12 protein-coding genes are annotated in these 15,985 nt (G+C 51.5%); 9 read left to right on the forward strand and 3 right to left on the reverse strand.

Annotation, left to right across the window (positions count from 1 at the left end):
• Nucleotides 1-7: 7 nt before the first annotated feature.
• On the reverse strand, nucleotides 8-1,801 hold the full coding sequence (gene atzF, locus CBR65_RS18230; protein ID WP_087468173.1) for an allophanate hydrolase: 1,794 nt from the start codon (nucleotides 1,799-1,801) through the stop codon (nucleotides 8-10).
• 355 nt (nucleotides 1,802-2,156) lie between these two features.
• Between atzF and CBR65_RS18235 the strand changes: the two genes are divergently transcribed.
• From CBR65_RS18235 to CBR65_RS18250, 4 genes are all read left to right on the forward strand, one after another.
• Nucleotides 2,157-3,521 (forward strand): Fic family protein, encoded by a 1,365-nt coding sequence (locus tag CBR65_RS18235; RefSeq protein ID WP_087468174.1) that lies wholly within the window; start codon nucleotides 2,157-2,159, stop codon nucleotides 3,519-3,521.
• A 9-nt stretch (nucleotides 3,522-3,530) separates the two neighbouring features.
• The gene (locus CBR65_RS18240; protein ID WP_198300796.1) at nucleotides 3,531-4,895 is read left to right on the forward strand and encodes a deoxyguanosinetriphosphate triphosphohydrolase; all 1,365 of its coding nucleotides are present in this window, start codon (nucleotides 3,531-3,533) and stop codon (nucleotides 4,893-4,895) included.
• Nucleotides 4,896-5,171: 276 nt separating this feature from the next.
• Complete coding sequence (locus tag CBR65_RS18245) at nucleotides 5,172-6,794, forward strand: autotransporter outer membrane beta-barrel domain-containing protein (protein ID WP_087468175.1); 1,623 nt, start codon at nucleotides 5,172-5,174, stop codon at nucleotides 6,792-6,794.
• Nucleotides 6,784-8,700, forward strand: a complete 1,917-nt coding sequence (locus CBR65_RS18250; protein ID WP_087468176.1) for a Calx-beta domain-containing protein — start codon at nucleotides 6,784-6,786, stop codon at nucleotides 8,698-8,700. The genes CBR65_RS18245 and CBR65_RS18250 overlap by 11 nt, the downstream gene beginning before the upstream one ends.
• Before the next feature lie 56 nt (nucleotides 8,701-8,756).
• Here the strand turns inward: CBR65_RS18250 and CBR65_RS18255 are convergent, their stop codons facing one another.
• Nucleotides 8,757-9,557, reverse strand: coding sequence for a hypothetical protein (locus CBR65_RS18255; RefSeq protein ID WP_087468177.1), 801 nt, complete (start codon nucleotides 9,555-9,557; stop codon nucleotides 8,757-8,759).
• 309 nt (nucleotides 9,558-9,866) lie between these two features.
• Between CBR65_RS18255 and CBR65_RS18265 the strand changes: the two genes are divergently transcribed.
• Both CBR65_RS18265 and CBR65_RS18270 read left to right on the forward strand, forming a co-directional pair.
• A complete protein-coding gene (locus CBR65_RS18265; RefSeq protein WP_157672145.1) occupies nucleotides 9,867-10,529 on the forward strand; it encodes a hypothetical protein in 663 nt (220 codons plus the stop codon).
• A gap of 20 nt (nucleotides 10,530-10,549) precedes the next feature.
• A complete protein-coding gene (locus CBR65_RS18270; RefSeq protein WP_087468180.1) occupies nucleotides 10,550-11,473 on the forward strand; it encodes a VanZ family protein in 924 nt (307 codons plus the stop codon).
• Between the two features lie 138 nt (nucleotides 11,474-11,611).
• Here the strand turns inward: CBR65_RS18270 and CBR65_RS18275 are convergent, their stop codons facing one another.
• Nucleotides 11,612-12,358 carry a DUF6748 domain-containing protein gene (locus tag CBR65_RS18275; RefSeq protein ID WP_157672146.1) on the reverse strand — a complete coding sequence of 249 codons (747 nt, stop codon included), beginning with the start codon at nucleotides 12,356-12,358 and terminating at the stop codon, nucleotides 11,612-11,614.
• 468 nt (nucleotides 12,359-12,826) lie between these two features.
• Here CBR65_RS18275 and CBR65_RS18280 point away from each other — a divergent pair, with 468 nt between their 5' ends.
• From CBR65_RS18280 to CBR65_RS18290, 3 genes are all read left to right on the forward strand, one after another.
• On the forward strand, nucleotides 12,827-14,044 hold the full coding sequence (locus tag CBR65_RS18280) for an efflux RND transporter periplasmic adaptor subunit (RefSeq protein WP_198300797.1): 1,218 nt from the start codon (nucleotides 12,827-12,829) through the stop codon (nucleotides 14,042-14,044).
• A 77-nt stretch (nucleotides 14,045-14,121) separates the two neighbouring features.
• Nucleotides 14,122-14,820, forward strand: a complete 699-nt coding sequence (locus tag CBR65_RS18285) for an ABC transporter ATP-binding protein (protein ID WP_087468182.1) — start codon at nucleotides 14,122-14,124, stop codon at nucleotides 14,818-14,820.
• Between the two features lie 2 nt (nucleotides 14,821-14,822).
• A complete protein-coding gene (locus CBR65_RS18290) occupies nucleotides 14,823-15,983 on the forward strand; it encodes an ABC transporter permease (RefSeq protein ID WP_087468183.1) in 1,161 nt (386 codons plus the stop codon).
• The last annotated feature ends 2 nt before the right edge of the window (nucleotides 15,984-15,985 follow it).

Below are 15,985 nucleotides of genomic sequence, written 5' to 3' on the forward strand. Positions count from 1 at the left end.
TTTTTTGTTAAGCCGTCAACGACTTGATATACGCCCGCCATCCACCCAGCTGCGTAATATCTTTTGCACCCTCCACCGCCGCGCCTTCGCAAATGAAACCTTTCACCTCGCGCCCGTCTTTTAAGGTCAAGGTGCCGATACCCAAAGGCGCGGGAATCAATGCAACAAAACTGCCGAAGTGGTGCGTCGGTACATCCCATAGCTCCACAATAATTTCCGCTCCTTTATCGTGGGTGCGAATCAAACCGGGTTTGGGCGGTGTGGTGTTGGGTAAGGCGAAGAGGCGATAACAATCTGCCGTAAACGTGCTTTCGACAAAGCGCGCTTTGCGCTCAATCAATTGCGTATTCAAGGGCATGCCGGTGAGGTGCGCACCGACAACAGCAAGCCGCACATAACCGGCGGGAACTTGCGCGTTTATTTCTGTTGGTGGTGCAACACGGCGCGTAGCCCCTAATGTCCAGGGCGCGGCTTTTTCCCAGCGTTGACCAAATTCAGCCAGCGCGGCGTCTTGCCAGGCCGGTGCAATCAAGGTGATGCCGAAGGGCAAGCCGTCGTTGCGTAATCCGGCGGGTAAGGCGAGTGCAGAACAATCCGCGAGATTGACGAAGTTGGTCCAAGTACCCAATTGGCTATTGACGATCACCGGGTCAGCGTCGACCTCGGCAATGGTTGGCAGACGCGGTGCGGTGGGAACTAACAGCGCATCCACGGAGGCCATTTGTGTTTGAATCGCGCGCGCTAAATCCGCTCGGGCGTACTCAGCGTTGTACGCATCTGTCGCCGTGAAATTCACCGCTTGTTTAACAATACCGCGCACCACGGGATTCATTTGCTCTGCATGCTCGGCCATAAATTCAGCGATGGCCGCATGACGCTCCGCCACCCAGGGGCCGCCGTAAAGTAATTGCGCCAGGGTTTGCATGGGCGTGAAATCGATAGGAATTAATTCAGCACCTAGTTCAATAAATTGTGCGAGGGTTTTATGCCAAGCGAATTCGGATTCGCTATCACCAAACCACATCAGTTCGGCGGGAATACCGAAGCGCGGTTTGCTTGCAAAAAAAGTGGCCGGTGTGGGAGCGGTGCGTGAATAACCATCGGCGGAATCAAAGCCCTCCATCACGCGCGCGACTTGCTCGGCGTCATCCACCGTCAATGAAAAAATCGATACACAATCCAGGCTGCGACACGCGGGCACCACGCCCAGGGTGCTGAAGCGACCTTTGGTGGGTTTCAAGCCGACAATATTGTTGAATCCGGCGGGCACGCGACCGGAACCCGCCGTATCTGTGCCGAGACTGAACGGAAATAAACCGGAGGCTACCGCCACCGCCGAGCCGGAGCTGGAACCGCCGGACACGTAATCGGGATTAAACGTGTTTGGCACAGCACCGTAAGGTGAGCGTGTACCGACAAGCCCGGTAGCGAACTGATCGAGGTTGGTTTTGGCCAACACAATGGCACCGGCAGCACGCAGTTTGGCGACGCTGGTTGCATCGGCATTGGCAATATAAGTAAAGGCTGGGCAGGCGGCGGTAGTGGGAATACCGGCAACATCAATATTGTCTTTCACCACAAAAGGCACACCGTATAGCGGCAGCTTCAAGGCATCGGCACCGGCAGCATCAAGTTGATCCAGTTGTGCATCCAACTCTGCGGTGGAAAGAATATAAATCCAGGCGGGATCATCCCCGCGTAATTGTTGGCGCAATGCATGCAGCACAGCGCGCGGCTTCAATTGTTGTTCGCGGTAGGCGCTCAGCCACTCGCCAATGGTCCAACCCAATTGGTCACTCATTATTGTTCCTGCCACTCATGCACGGGGTGGATGCCCCATTGAAATACCGTCTTGTATGCAAGATGGTATTCAGCAGAAACTGTGCCAAGGGATTTTTGACGAGTGGAATTTGCGGCTTGATATTTGAAAAGTATAGATAATTCAATACGTTAAATGACGCAGGGAATTGGAACAATGCTGGTTTTTAAGAGAATTTCCGCGTGATTTCTTGCGCTGCATTTGTGCACCAAGATAAGGTTTCTGGGCCAGCTTGGTGCAATGCAGGACCGATTTCTTATCTCAATTTTTATGAATATTGAGATGTCCGGGAGAAAGGACTATAGTCAACTCAAATTTCGTTAATTTTGAGATAGAGATGATTAAGAAGCCTCCCGCGAAGGAACTGTTGGTTAAGCGACCATATTTCTTTATTGTCGAGAATCACCCTGAGCAGATGGATGCCTATCGCGCATTTGGGGAAGCTGTTGATTTTAAAGGCCGGTATTTACATTACGATGAGTTTCGCCATCGGATTCCAAAAGAACTAAATGTTGACCTTGCATGGGCATTAACGAAAACCACTCGCGTAGCTACGAGGCAGCACCTTCTTTTTCTGGGCAACCCTATACAGCTATGCACTTTTGTATCGACTCCCACTATCCAGAAAACAGCGACTGTGGTGGACCAATCCACAACAACCGCAGCCTTGGAATGGACTATCGGAAAACTGGGCGAAGCTGAGCATCTAAGATACCTCTTCGCCGACCTTATCGAAGACGAAGCCATTAGCAGCAGCCAGCTCGAAGGCGCGGCCACTACAACGCTGGTCGCCAAAGACATGCTCAAGCGGCAACGCGAGCCGCGCAGCATGGATGAAAAAATGATTCTGGGAAATTTCAGGATGATGCGTTTTGCCTGGGAAAACCGCGCAGCTGATATCACCCCGGATTTAATCCGCGAATTCCATGCCGTTGGCGTTGAGGGCATCAACGATGAGCATTATCTGCCGGGCGTGTTCCGTTCCCATGATGAGGTTGTTGTAGAAGATCGCGATGGCAATATTGTCCACCAGCCGCCCCCGGCCCAAGGCATCGAGCAGCGCTTCCAAAAATTTTGCGATTGGGTCAATAGTAATCACGATGAAATCGAAAGCAACACCTATCTACATCCCCTGATCAAAGCCATCGTCATCCATTTTGTGATTGGCTACGAACATCCCTTTCAGGATGGCAACGGCCGTGTTGCCCGCGCATTATTTTATTGGTTTATGTTTAGAAAAGAGTACGGTGCGTTTCGTTATATCTCTATCAGCAACCTCTTGAAAGACGCGGCGACACAATACGGCAAGTCGTATCTGTACACCGAAACCGATGAGATGGACATGACTTATTTCATCGATTACCAGTGTTCCATCATCATGCGCGCCGTAAGTACTTTTAAAAACCATTGCCAAAAAGCCATTGCCGATATCGAATCCTTCAATCAATGGTTGTGGAAAACCGGCGCGCTGAAAAAACTGAACGATAAACAAAAAGTGGTGTTTCAGGTAGCGAGAAGCAAGGTGCAGCGCGAATTTACCGCGACCAACGTCAAAGAGAATCTGGGCTGTTCCTACAACACTGCTTCCGCCGTATTAAATGGTCTTGTTGATCTGAATTTATTCGGCAAGAAAAAAGAGGGGCGCGAGTGGGTATTTTATCTGCTCGATCAAGACGATATTCAACAACACTGGAAACCCTAAGGACATCTTATGACCATGAACTGGCACCAACTCCTCTGCGCCGAGCGGCTTGGCCATCGGCCGGTTAAGGATGAAGAGGGGCGCTCGCCGTTTCATTCGGATCACGACAAGATTATTTTTTCCGGTGCCTTTCGGCGGCTGGCGCGCAAGACGCAGGTGCATCCGCTGGCCACTAATGATCATATCCACAACCGTATGACCCACAGTCTTGAAGTCGCCTGCGTGGGGCGCACGTTGGGGATTCGTGTCGGTGCCGCCTTAAAAGCAGCGGGTGATTTGCCGGCGCATATTGTGCCGACGGATATCGGCGATATTGTGCAGGCGAGCTGTCTGGCGCACGACATCGGCAACCCGCCCTTTGGTCACACCGGTGAAGAAGCGATTCGCAACTGGTTTCAAAAAGAAGGCGCGTTCTACCTGGACACGCTCACCCCGGGAGAGCAAACCGACATCCGTGTGTTTGAGGGTAATGCCCAGGGCTTGCGCGTGTTGACCACCTCCGAGTATTACCAATATCAGGAAGGTATGCGGCTCACCTACGCCACTCTTGCGTCATCGATTAAGTATCCCTGGTGTTCGGAGGCTACCGTTAGCCAGCAGCGCCCCAAGCACAACAAGTACGGCATCTTCCAGGCCGAATTAACCTACTTTCATGAGATCGCCCACAAGACTGGCCTGATTCAAAAAGGTGAGGATTGGTATTGCCGACACCCGCTGGTGTATTTGATGGAAGCGGCCGACGATTTTTGTTACGGCATTATTGATCTGGAAGATGGCCTGGAGATGGGCATCATCAGTTGGGATGAGATCTACGGCATCCTGCGCAATGTAATTGATCCGGCGCAAATTGCCGAGCTGGAAAAAACCTTGAACAAAGTCAGTGACGGTCGCAAACCGGCGATCCTGCGCGGCAAGGCGATTGATGCGTTTATCAACGCCGGTACCCAGGCATTTTTCAATCACCAGAAAGATTTTCTGAACGGTACAGTTGAGAGCGATTTAATTTCGCTGTGCGATAAAAATGTGATGGAAGCCGTGCAGGCGGCGAAGGATCTCGCCAAACGCAAGATCTTCAACCATTCCAAGCGCGTGGAGCTGGAGATTGGCGCCTACGCCACTATCGCCACCTTGCTGAGCACGATTTGCAGTGCGGTGGATGCCTTCCTCCGCGATCCCCAGCAGATGACCTACAAAGACAGCCGCGTGATGTCGCTGATCGGTGACAACAACTTCCATCCCCAGGTGTTACAGAAACAAGGCAATTATCGCTACCTCGCCATCATGGCGGTGATCGATTACATCAGCGGCATGACTGATAACTACGCCACCAACCTAGCCAAGCAATTTAATGGAATGGGTGAATCCCGCTACTGATACTGTCCTCACCGGGGCGGTCCGGGCGGCGAATTTTTGACTGATTCTTCATTTATTGCACGGGCTTGGCTGCAGGCGTCAAACAACCCCTTTTACTTGGCTGCGTTTTATGTTTTGATTTCCCGTCTTGTGCGCCGGCCGCTTCCGCATAATCCGCCGGACGATCTCACCCGATGTCGCTGTGAATAGCACGCCTGATTGGTTGTGCTGGCTCGGGCCACTCTCTCCAATAACATCGATGATCAGCGTCTTTTAATCTGAAAGGAATGTAAGCTCATGAATTTTCTGGATAAACGTCCCAGCTCCCCGATCTCGGCACGGCGCTGGCTTTCCCTTGGTTGCGGCGCTGTGTTCATGACTGCCGCTGCCAGTGTGCTGGCCGACCCGCCGACCGCCGTTAGCGACAGTCGCACCATCCCGGTCAACAGCAACATCACGCTCAACGTTCTCGCTAACGACTTTGATGCCGATGGCGACCCCATTGCGGTGGTCAGCGTCGATTCCTCCAACAACGCCTCCATCACCCTGAACCCCGACGGCAGTATTTTTTATTCCCCCAATCGCGGTTTCCAGGGCACTGACACGTTTACCTACACCATTCAGGAAGACACCGAAGAAGCGCTGACCGCAGTCGGCACGGTGACCATTAATGTGGTGGAAGGCAGCTACGTTGAGGTCTCGGAAGGCGAGAATAACCGCAGCCTGGCGGTGGTGATGAACCAGGCCTGTGCGGCCTTGCGTGAAGACTCCGACAGTGAGCAGGGTGCCGGCCGCCGCAACCTGTTAGAGCGCTGTAATGCCTTGGAAGAAATGGCGACCAATAATCCGGACTCGGTAAACAACGCGCTGAACCAGATTGCGCCGGAAGAAACCGTCGCGTTGATGCGGGTTTTATCGGAAGCCAATCGCTCGCAAACCGCCGCGGTGTCGCAACGTATCGGGCAATTACAAGCGGGCAATAATGCGTTTACATTTAACGGCATGGCTTCGCGTCATCACGAGCAAATCAGTGGCGGCGCGGCGGGCGATGGCGACCCCATCTGGTCGGCTATCGGCTTCTTTATCAGCGCGCAATACGAAGCAGCCGATCGCGATGGCAGTGAATACGAAGCCGGTTACGATTCTGACGGCAATACCTTTACCGCCGGTGTCGATTACCGCGTAAGCGAAAATCTGGTGATGGGTGCGGCAGTTGGTTACACGCAAAACGAACTGGATTACACCTTCCAGGGCGGCAGCCTCGACAGCGAAATCACCTCTTTTATTTTCTTCGGCGCCTACAACTGGGATCGCCTGTCATTGGAAACCCAGTTGGGTTATGCCAGTACGGAATTTGATTCGGTGCGTCATGTTGCCTACGGCGAAGGCGAAGCCTCCGTTGATGACACCATGTATGGTTACACCGAAGGCGATCAGCTGTTGGTGAACGCACAATTGCAGTGGGAGTGGAATCGCAACGCATTAACGGTGTATCCCTTCGCCCGTTTTGATTATCTGAAAAACGATGTGGATGGCTACGGCGAAACCGGCGAGACGGGCTTGCCGATGATTATCGGTTCGCAATCTACCGATCAATTAACCCTGGGCGCCGGTGTGCAAACCACCTATGTGTTGAATCAAAATTGGGGTGTGCTGATTCCCATGGCGCAGGTGACGTTGTTGAGTGAAGTCAGTTCCGGCTTCGATCCGGTGGCTGCGCGTTTTGCCTACGACCCGGACCCGAACAACACCTTCACCCTGCGTAACGACGGTGAAGACCGTGCTTACTCGCAAATCGCCGTTGGCTCCTCGGCCATCTTCAAAGGCGGTGTCTCCGGGTTCTTCCAATATCAACAGGTGGTGGGTTACGACAACCTGTCCGCTTATCAGGTACAGGCAGGTATTCGCTATGAATTCTAATTTATCGAACGTCTGGCCAGTGACGGTAAAAAAATCCTGGATGGCATTACTCTTTGCCGGACTCTTTACGCTGGCCGGTTGTGGTGGCGGTGGTTCTTCCGAAGCTTCATTAAATAACGACTTGCCGTCACCGGTACCGGGCGGTGTTGATGATGACGGCGTAACGCCGGGCCAAAATGGCCAGCCACCGGCAGACACGGATGAGCTTGCGCTCTTGCCCAAAGTAACTGTCAGCGAGCGGCAATTTGCCGACCCTAATGTGCTGCTGACATTGGACGGCACGGTTGAGGCTGCCGAAGGTGCAGAGATAGTACGCACCTTATGGGTTCAGGTCAGTGGACCGACGGTAGAAATTCCCTCGCCGTTATCGCTGCGGAATTTGATCCTGATGCCGGATACGAATACGGCCGTGCAACTGGAATTCCGGTTAGTCGCGCTGGACAGCGAAGACCGTATTAATTCCGCGACCACCTCCGTGCTGGTCAAACCGGTACCCACCTTCGTTAAAGTGATCGGCGGTGTGTTTAATGAAGCGGACGGCGTTGCGACTTTCACCATCCGATTAAATGCGGCCAGCACAACACCGGTAAGTGTTGCTTACATTACGCAAGACGGAACCGCCGACAGTGAAACCGATTATATATTTACCTCGGGTGAGGTGGTGTTCGAGCCAGGCGATGTGATGAAGGAAGTAGCGGTTGCGTTAATTGATGATACTGTTATTGAGGATAGTGAAAGTTTTAGCTTGCGCGTTACCGCGATCAATGGTGAAGAAACCCATGCGAATGTGGGCATTGCGATTATTCGTAATGGTGCTGAACCGCAACTGACACAGGAGTTGGCATTTTCCGATTCCGGCCCGGTAACAATTTATCTGGATGATGAATACACCAATCCCTTTAATACCGAAGTGCCGTCTCCCGGTACCGGCGACATTATGTATTCGTCGTCCAATACTGACGTGGCTACCGTGGATGCGAATGGCATGGTGACTGGTGTTGGGCTTGGTGAAGCGCAAATTACCGCAACCAAGTTAGCGGATGATATGTATTTATCGGCAAGTGCGAGTTATGACATACAAGTGATATCGCGTGGTACTGCACCGGAAGTCACTATTTTACTTCCCGATAACGTAACCATTGAGCCCGACGAGGCTGTATCCATCGAGTTGGGCGCGACGTTAGATTTATTCGGTGTCGCCGTCGACGAAGAAGATGGCTCTTTACCAACTCAGGCGCAAATCGACGAAAGCTCTGCGACTGGTCAGCCGATTACATCCTTGACTTGGGAGTCCGATCTGGATGGTTTCCTCGGCAATGGTGATGCACTTGATATTAATACGTTAAGTATGGGTACGCATGTTATTACCTATTCTGCGACGGATAGTGATGACAATACTGGTACCAGTAGCGTTCGCGTGTTGGTGGGGAATATTGCTGTTGAGTCACTCGTCTCTATGCAGACATCATCTACTTATTGTCCGGATGTAGAAGATGTTGATAACTGTTACGACGCTTTTAACATGATAGATTCCGACTTAAGTACAGCGCCTGGTGGACAAACCAGCTGGACCCATGCTGAAAATGAATTTCCTTCAGATATCAATCTATTTTGGTCTTCGGCAACGATCAACACCGTCGATATTTATTCCACGGAAGGATTTGTGGTAACGGACTACGATATTTTGGATAGTGGTGAGGTTTTGTTGGAATCCGTGAGAGGTAACACGGAGGTTTATCGCTCGCATCCTATTACGGAAACCTTAACTTCACAGCTTACTATTCGCGTATTGGCGGGCTCTGTAGAAGAACCGGAATTTGGACGTATTAACCAGGTGGTGGTATTCGGAGAGTCTGAATCATTTTCCTCGGCAGGGGCGGTAATGCCGCCTGAAGTAACGGAATAAAATCAGAGCGTGATTAAAAATCCCCGGCAGCTACAACGCTGCCGGGGATTTTTTATTTACTGCGCTGGGTGAATACTCACAAAACTACTGTACAAACCATTCACATCAAACGTCGCAATTTCAAATTCATAATCGCCTTGTAAATAATCAAAATAATAGGTATCGGTAAAACCGCTATCGATGTTGACGCTGGTGAAGTCGTCAGCGGATTTTAATTTGTAGCGCAATTCATAACCACCGATTTCCGTAATATCCAGATAGTCACCATTTTCTCGCTGTGTTGGGATTGACCAATAAATAACGGCTGGGCCATCCAGCGGACCGCTGGTTTCCGGGACTTCTGCTGCCGAGGAAGATTGACTGGATGCCGCTGAAGAAAATGCGGCGGATGAAGAACTTACCGCAGCCGGTGCCGAAGAGGTTTGAGCCGACGAAGACAGGGATTGCTGGCTGGACGACGAGGAAGATTGTATGCCGGGTTTGGGGGTGGAATCGGGCGATTCAATAGATTGCGAACTAACCGCATGAGATTGGGTATTGTCGTTATTGCTGGTAGATCCGGACGCACCGCCACCGCAAGCTGCCGTCAGCAACGGCGCAATAAATGCCATAACCAGCGTCGTCTTGCGTAACTTGCGTTGCCAGGTCAGGCCGCTGTCCAGTTGCGAGCGGTTAATAAAACCTAACTCAATTAAAATCTCGCCCAATTCTTTATGGCTGCCATCATCCTCATCATGCTGCGCCTTGAACAATCGCTCCTGCTGCGTTTCAATCGCGCGCATTAGCTGGTGGCGCGTCAGCGTGCCACGTTCAACCAGCAAATCGCCGAGGCGAGTAGACTTATGAATATCGGACATAGGTAACCTCCTGTTAGTATGCGTATATAAGGAGCCGTTTTTATAGTCGCATGAATCTAAAGGCTGACCATCAAATTGATGGCGCGATTCAATAAGGCGAACAATAAAGATAGTCGGTACATTTCACTATAGAAAGCGCGCGGCACAATATTTTTAACAGACACCGAAAATGTTTCCGTGTAGTTTAGGCTTTTCGCGACAAACGCAATAAGCCACATTGTTTTCATATCTGTGTGATAACGTTTAGCAAGAGGTAGTTCAGCCATGGGTGTACATTATTTTCGCGCTGCGATAGTACGATCCTCGTTCGTGTTAATCGGACTTTTAAGCAGCGTGTGGGCCAGCGCAGATGTGTGGTATTCCTCGCCGTCGGTATTGCCTAAACGCTATGCCCATTTATCGTTGGGCAGCCAACCGCTGGACCAATCCTGGTATCTGCACGATGAAGCGGGTAATCAATATGTGGCCGAGGTCGATGCCATCCATCACCTGGGGTTGATGTTGCAATTCCCGCGCGAAAATGGCGCGATTGAATATGGCTTCGAAGGCGGCGCGCATGTGGGTTACAACAGCGACCGTCGTTTGTTTATTCGTTTGGGCAGCGAGAGTTCAGTGGTGGATATTGATAGCAGTTTATGGACGGGCGATTTTTCTGTGGGCACGTTTGTCAGTGTCAAGCCGCAACCCTGGCTACGTTTTTTTTACGCGGTGGGGCCGAGCCTGTATTGGGGCAAGATCAACAGCGATGACAATGAACAAAGCGATGATGGTTTTGTTATTGATACGCGCTCCAATAACGATGACATTGGTTTAAATATTTATCAGCGTGCGGGTGTTGAATTTACGTTTCCCAACGGCTTTTCTCTCGGCGCCAGCGTGCGCCATGTCAACGCCACCCTGGATTTCGGTCTTAACGGACGCGTTGATATTAATGAGCCGCATTATTCAGTATTATTAGGCAGTCAATTCTGATTTTTTTGCAGGACTCTACTTTGCTGCCTTCCATTCGTTTGCTCGCGCGTGATCCTTCGTTATCCATTCCCTTGTTGGCTCTGATTCTGGCCCTGCCGTTCTTTTTTATCGGCGGGCCTGATTGGATGTCCGGCCCCTTATACCGCGCTGTGTGGGACCTGGGCCATATCGGTTTTTTTGCTGTGCTGTTGATGCTGATCCAGCGCCGTCACCCGCTGGACCATTGGCGCTGGTGGCTGTGGGTTACGCTGGTGATTTTTGCAGTGGGCGGTGTGATTGAATTCCTGCAAACCAAAGTGGGCCGCGACGGCAACTGGGGCGATGTGTTGGGAAATCTTACCGGCGCCTGGCTGGGTTTATTCTGGTTTCAAAAACCAAAACCTATGGTATGGGTTGGCCGAGCTGCTGTATGTGCCCTGTTGATTTTTCCGCTGCTCACGGTAGGCCGGTTGGCGTTATTGCAATACCAAACCGCACAAGTATTTCCGTTGTTATGCGGCTTTGAACATCCTCGCGATTTCACCCGTTGGGATGGCAACCTGGAGCGCTCGACCGAACATGTTACCCAAGGGCAATATGCCGCAAAAGTCACCCTGGGTACGCGAGGTTTTGCCAAGGCGGCCTTGCGTCAGTTTTTTGGCAACTGGAGTGAACACGATTATCTTGCCTTCGATATTTATAACCCGAATGCGGGACCGTTGAGCATGACCCTGCGCGTTCACGATGCGCGCCATGAGTTGGGTAACTACGCGCACACGGACCGCTTTAACACACGCATTGTCCTTGAGCCCGGTTGGAACGAATACCGGTTTGCATTGCAAACCATTGCTGACGCACCGCAAGGTCGAAAAATGGAATTGCCGTTGATTCGTGGAGTGGAAATCTTTGCGTCCGGATTGACCGAACCGCGCATCATCTATCTGGATAATGTGCGGCTTGAATAACAAAGCGTGTTTGTAAAAAGGTGGCGGCAGAGCATAAGCCTTGCCACCACAAAGAAGTCACAGGATAGGTGACTTTGTGTAGAATCAGCTGTTCAAGTAAATGCTTTCTTCAAGAAGAAACCGCCTTCAATCGAAAAATTATTTTTTCTCCGGGTAACTGAAAAAAACTTTGGTTGCTGCAATGCCGGTGCCCGGCCCGGTCATTCCCTCAGATTCATACTTCACACCGGTAATCACCAAGCCTTCACTGGCTATTGCCTGCCAGGCGCGGCTGGTTTGTTCGCGATCCAGTTCGGCTTTTTCAAAATTCAAATCATCAAACACCGTGGCATAAGCTGTGTTGATTAATTCTGCTTTGTAATACGGGCAGGGCGTGGTGATACACACAATACCGGTGCTGGAGATACGCAAATAAGGCCCATAAGCCTCGCGCTTGTTGGCGCTGGTCCAGGCGCCGTTGGTGTGCAAGGTCGCCAGGCGCGTTGAATTTTGCGGTGTGATGCCGTTACGGCTGAGCAGGCCGCGCAGCAACACATCTTCACCGTGCATGCGTGCTTCCAATTCGCGAATCTGCGCTTCCGTTAATCCCAAACGACGATAGTCGATGTAAGCGACGTAGATAGATTTGAGCGGTAACAGTGAGTGTTCATACGCGGTATTGTCGTCTTCCAGTTGACGCGAGAACTGATTCACCGGCGTCAGAAACCAACCGCCACACATTGGGAATGCACACTTGCGATAATCCGGTTTAACCAGATAAGTCGAGCCTTCATTAGGCGCCGGGCTGATGACATCTTGCGCGAATAGCCAGGGCGAAAAAGCGAGCAAACTGACAAGACACATTTTTAGCGAACGTGTTATTGACCAACGGAATAAAGATTTCATGATTGCTGTCCCTCGTTATAAAAATGATTGGGGTTAAAAAACCACCGTGGTGATAGCGGCGGTTGCCAGGCCCTTAGATGCTAGTCAATGAAATGCGGTAGCGCCTTCCGCTTATTTATTTGCACGACAGCAAACTGTAAAAAAATGTAGAAGTGTGATGAGCGGCGCATGACATTTGTCATTGGCGTTTAATGACATTCGCTACTGTCGTGGGTATGGCATCTGTTGCATTCTGTTCCTGAAGCCTGCTGTTGTGCCGCTGTGGCGACAGGCTTCGTCAACCCTTTATTTTGGCGGTTGCTTACGACCGCCTTTTTTACTAGTAACACGCTCTGCTGACAAAAGGTGTCAGTCGGCTGTGCGTATACTCATCGCCAGCCTGGCATTGGCATGGAATGCTTGGTTTTGTCAGTTAAGGGTGTTTTAATCATCGGCACTTCTGGTTAAACACGGGTTAGGGACTTATTTGTGAACGATAAAAGTGATCTGCTGGCGCAATTGCGCATTGACCACAATGACAAAAATGTTGAGAGCCATCGGTGGCGTTGGATTATCGGAGCCTTGGTTGTTGTACTTCTGGTGACAGGCGTTATCTGGTTCGTTACCAAACCTGATCCCCTGCAAGTGCGTGTGCAAATGGCGCGAATGGCCGTGATTGACCCAGCCTCCGCCAGCGTGCTGGACGCCACCGGTTATGTAAAAGCGCGGCGTTATGCCACGGTATCATCCAAGGTGACCGGCAAGGTGATGGAAGTATTGGTAGAAGAAGGGATGAGCGTGGAAAAGGATCAGATCGTTGCGCGCTTGGACGACTCAAACACACGCAAAACACTGGCACTGTATCAAGCGGAACTCGTGTCCGCCAAAACCCAGGTGGCGGAAACACGCGCACGGTTAACCGAAGCAAAATTAACCTGGGAACGCACGACCGAACTGGCGGACAAGCAATTGGTCAGCACCGCCGAACTGGATCGCGCAAAAGCCAATTACGATTCCTTGCAGGCGCAACTGGCCAATCGTGAAGCGGGTGTGGTGTTGGCGGAGCGTCGCATCGCCATTGAACAGCAATATCTGGACGACCTGGAATTACGCGCACCCTTTGCCGGTGTGGTCATCAGCAAAGATTCACAACCCGGTGAAATGATTTCACCGGTATCTGCCGGCGGCGGTTTTACCCGCACCGGTATTTGTACGCTGGTGGATATGGCCTCGCTGGAGATCGAAGTCGATGTCAACGAAGCTTACATTCAGCGCGTGCGTCCGGAGCAGGCGGTTCAGGCAACACTGGAAGCTTATCCGGACTGGAAAATTCCGGCGCGGGTGATTGCCATTATTCCCACCGCCGATCGGCAGAAAGCGACAGTAAGAGTACGCATTGCTTTTCAGGAACTCGATCCGCGCATCCTGCCCGACATGGGTGTGAAGGTTGCGTTTATGAGCGGTGAACCTGCCAGTCAGGGTGTCGCGCAACAACAGGGTATTCGTGTGCCGGCTTCGGCGGTAAGAACCCAGGGTGGCGAACGCATCATGTTTGTAGTGAAAGATAATATTGCTCACCAACGTGTTGTGCAGTTGGGCGGTAATTTCGGCAGCGAGATGTATGTCACCAGCGGCCTTAATCCCGGCGAGGATTACGTGGTGGAGATGCCGACCGATCTGGAAGACGGCGACCAGGTAATTTTTTAAGCGCGCCTTTTTTAACAATAGCGAGTTTTAACAATAACGATTTAACACACATCTAAATACAGTGGAGGTCATGGGCTATGTCCGCACCCGAATCATCGGAAGTACTGGTCAAGTTGCATCAGGTAGGCAAGTCCTACAAAAAAGGCAAGGAATTGGTCAAGGTGTTAGCCAATCTAAATCTCGATATCAAGCGCGGCGATTTTCTCGCGTTGATGGGACCATCCGGGTCCGGTAAAACCACCTTGTTAAATTTATTGGGCGGGTTGGACAGCCCCACCGAAGGTGAGTTGAGTATTGCCGGGCAGCGCATCGATAAATTTTCCTCGGCGCAATTGACCCGCTGGCGCGCGCGTCACGTGGGTTTTATCTTCCAGTTTTACAATTTAATGCCGGTGCTGACCGCCGAGCGTAACGTGGAACTGCCGCTGCTGTTAACCAATCTCTCCAAGAAAAAGCGTATGCAACACGTGGCGGCTGCGCTGGAACTGGTCGGCTTGAGTGAGCGCGCCAAACATTACCCCAGCGAATTGTCCGGCGGTCAGGAGCAACGCGTCGCCATCGCGCGTGCTATCGTGTCGGACCCGGATTTATTGTTGTGTGACGAACCCACCGGTGACCTGGACCGCGCCACAGCGGATGAAATTCTGTCGCTGCTGCAAGAGCTGAACGAAAAGCAACAGAAAACCATCATCATGGTCACCCACGACCCGCGCGCTGCGGACCACGCCAAACAGACCTTGCATCTCGATAAAGGCTCTTTGATCACAGGAGCATAACGATGAAATATCTCTACTTTATCTGGAAGAACCTGGGGCGCAAAAAAATGCGTACCTTACTGACGATTCTCTCGATCACCATCGCCTTTTTATTGTTTGGTTTATTGCGTACCTTGGGCGGTGCATTCGAAATGGGCACGGAATTATCAGGTGAAGATCGCCTGGCGACCATCCATAAAATTTCACTCATCCAACCTTTGCCCTTCAGCCATGTCACCAAGATTCAGGCTGTGGACGGTGTTGAAGCCGTGACCCACGCCAGTTGGTTTGGCGGTTACTATCAAGACCCCAAAAATCAATTTGCGCAATTTGCCGTAGAAGGCGAAAAATATTTTTCCATCTATAGTGACCTGATGACAGTACCGCAGGAACAGATGGACGCCTGGATGAAAAACCGTATCGGCGCCGTAGTCGGGCGCGCGACGGCTGATCGCTTTGGCTGGAAAGTGGGTGACCGGGTGCCGATTATCTCAACCATATTTCCACAAAAAAGCGGCAGTTATACCTGGGAGTTCGAGATCGAAGGTATCTATGACGTAAAAGACAAGCGCGCTGACAGCACCGCCTTTCTGTTTCATTACGACTACTACGATGAAGCAAAAAGTTTTGACAGCGGCACCGTCGGCTGGATTATTGTGAAAGTGGAAAACCCGGCAGAATCCGCGCGCATCGCCGACGAGATCGACAGCCAGTTCGCCAACTCCTTCGCGGAAACCAAAACCAGTAGCGAGAAAGATTTTGCTGCGTCCTTCGCCAAACAGTTTGGCGATATCGGTTTAATCACCAGTTATATCCTCGGTGCCGTGTTCTTCACCATGTTACTGGTCGCAGGCAATACCATGGCGCAATCGGTACGCGAACGTATTCCCGAATTGGCGATTTTAAAAACCCTGGGATTCTCCGACATCGCGGTGCTGAACATGGTGCTCGCCGAATCGCTATTAATTTCCTGCATCGGCGGCGCATTGGGATTAGGCGCCGCCTGGCTGGTCACCAGTGGCATGGCCGACCAGGTCGCTGCGTTTATGCCGGGATTTGTGATGAGTGCATCCGTGGTGACCCTGGGCATTGTGGTGATGTTATTACTGGGATTGCTCACCGGCATATTGCCCGCCTTACAAGGCATGCGCCTGAGCATCGTTAACGCATTAGGGAGACGCTGATC

The sequence above is a fragment of the Cellvibrio sp. PSBB006 genome (assembly GCF_002162135.1).
GTDB lineage: Bacteria > Pseudomonadota > Gammaproteobacteria > Pseudomonadales > Cellvibrionaceae > Cellvibrio.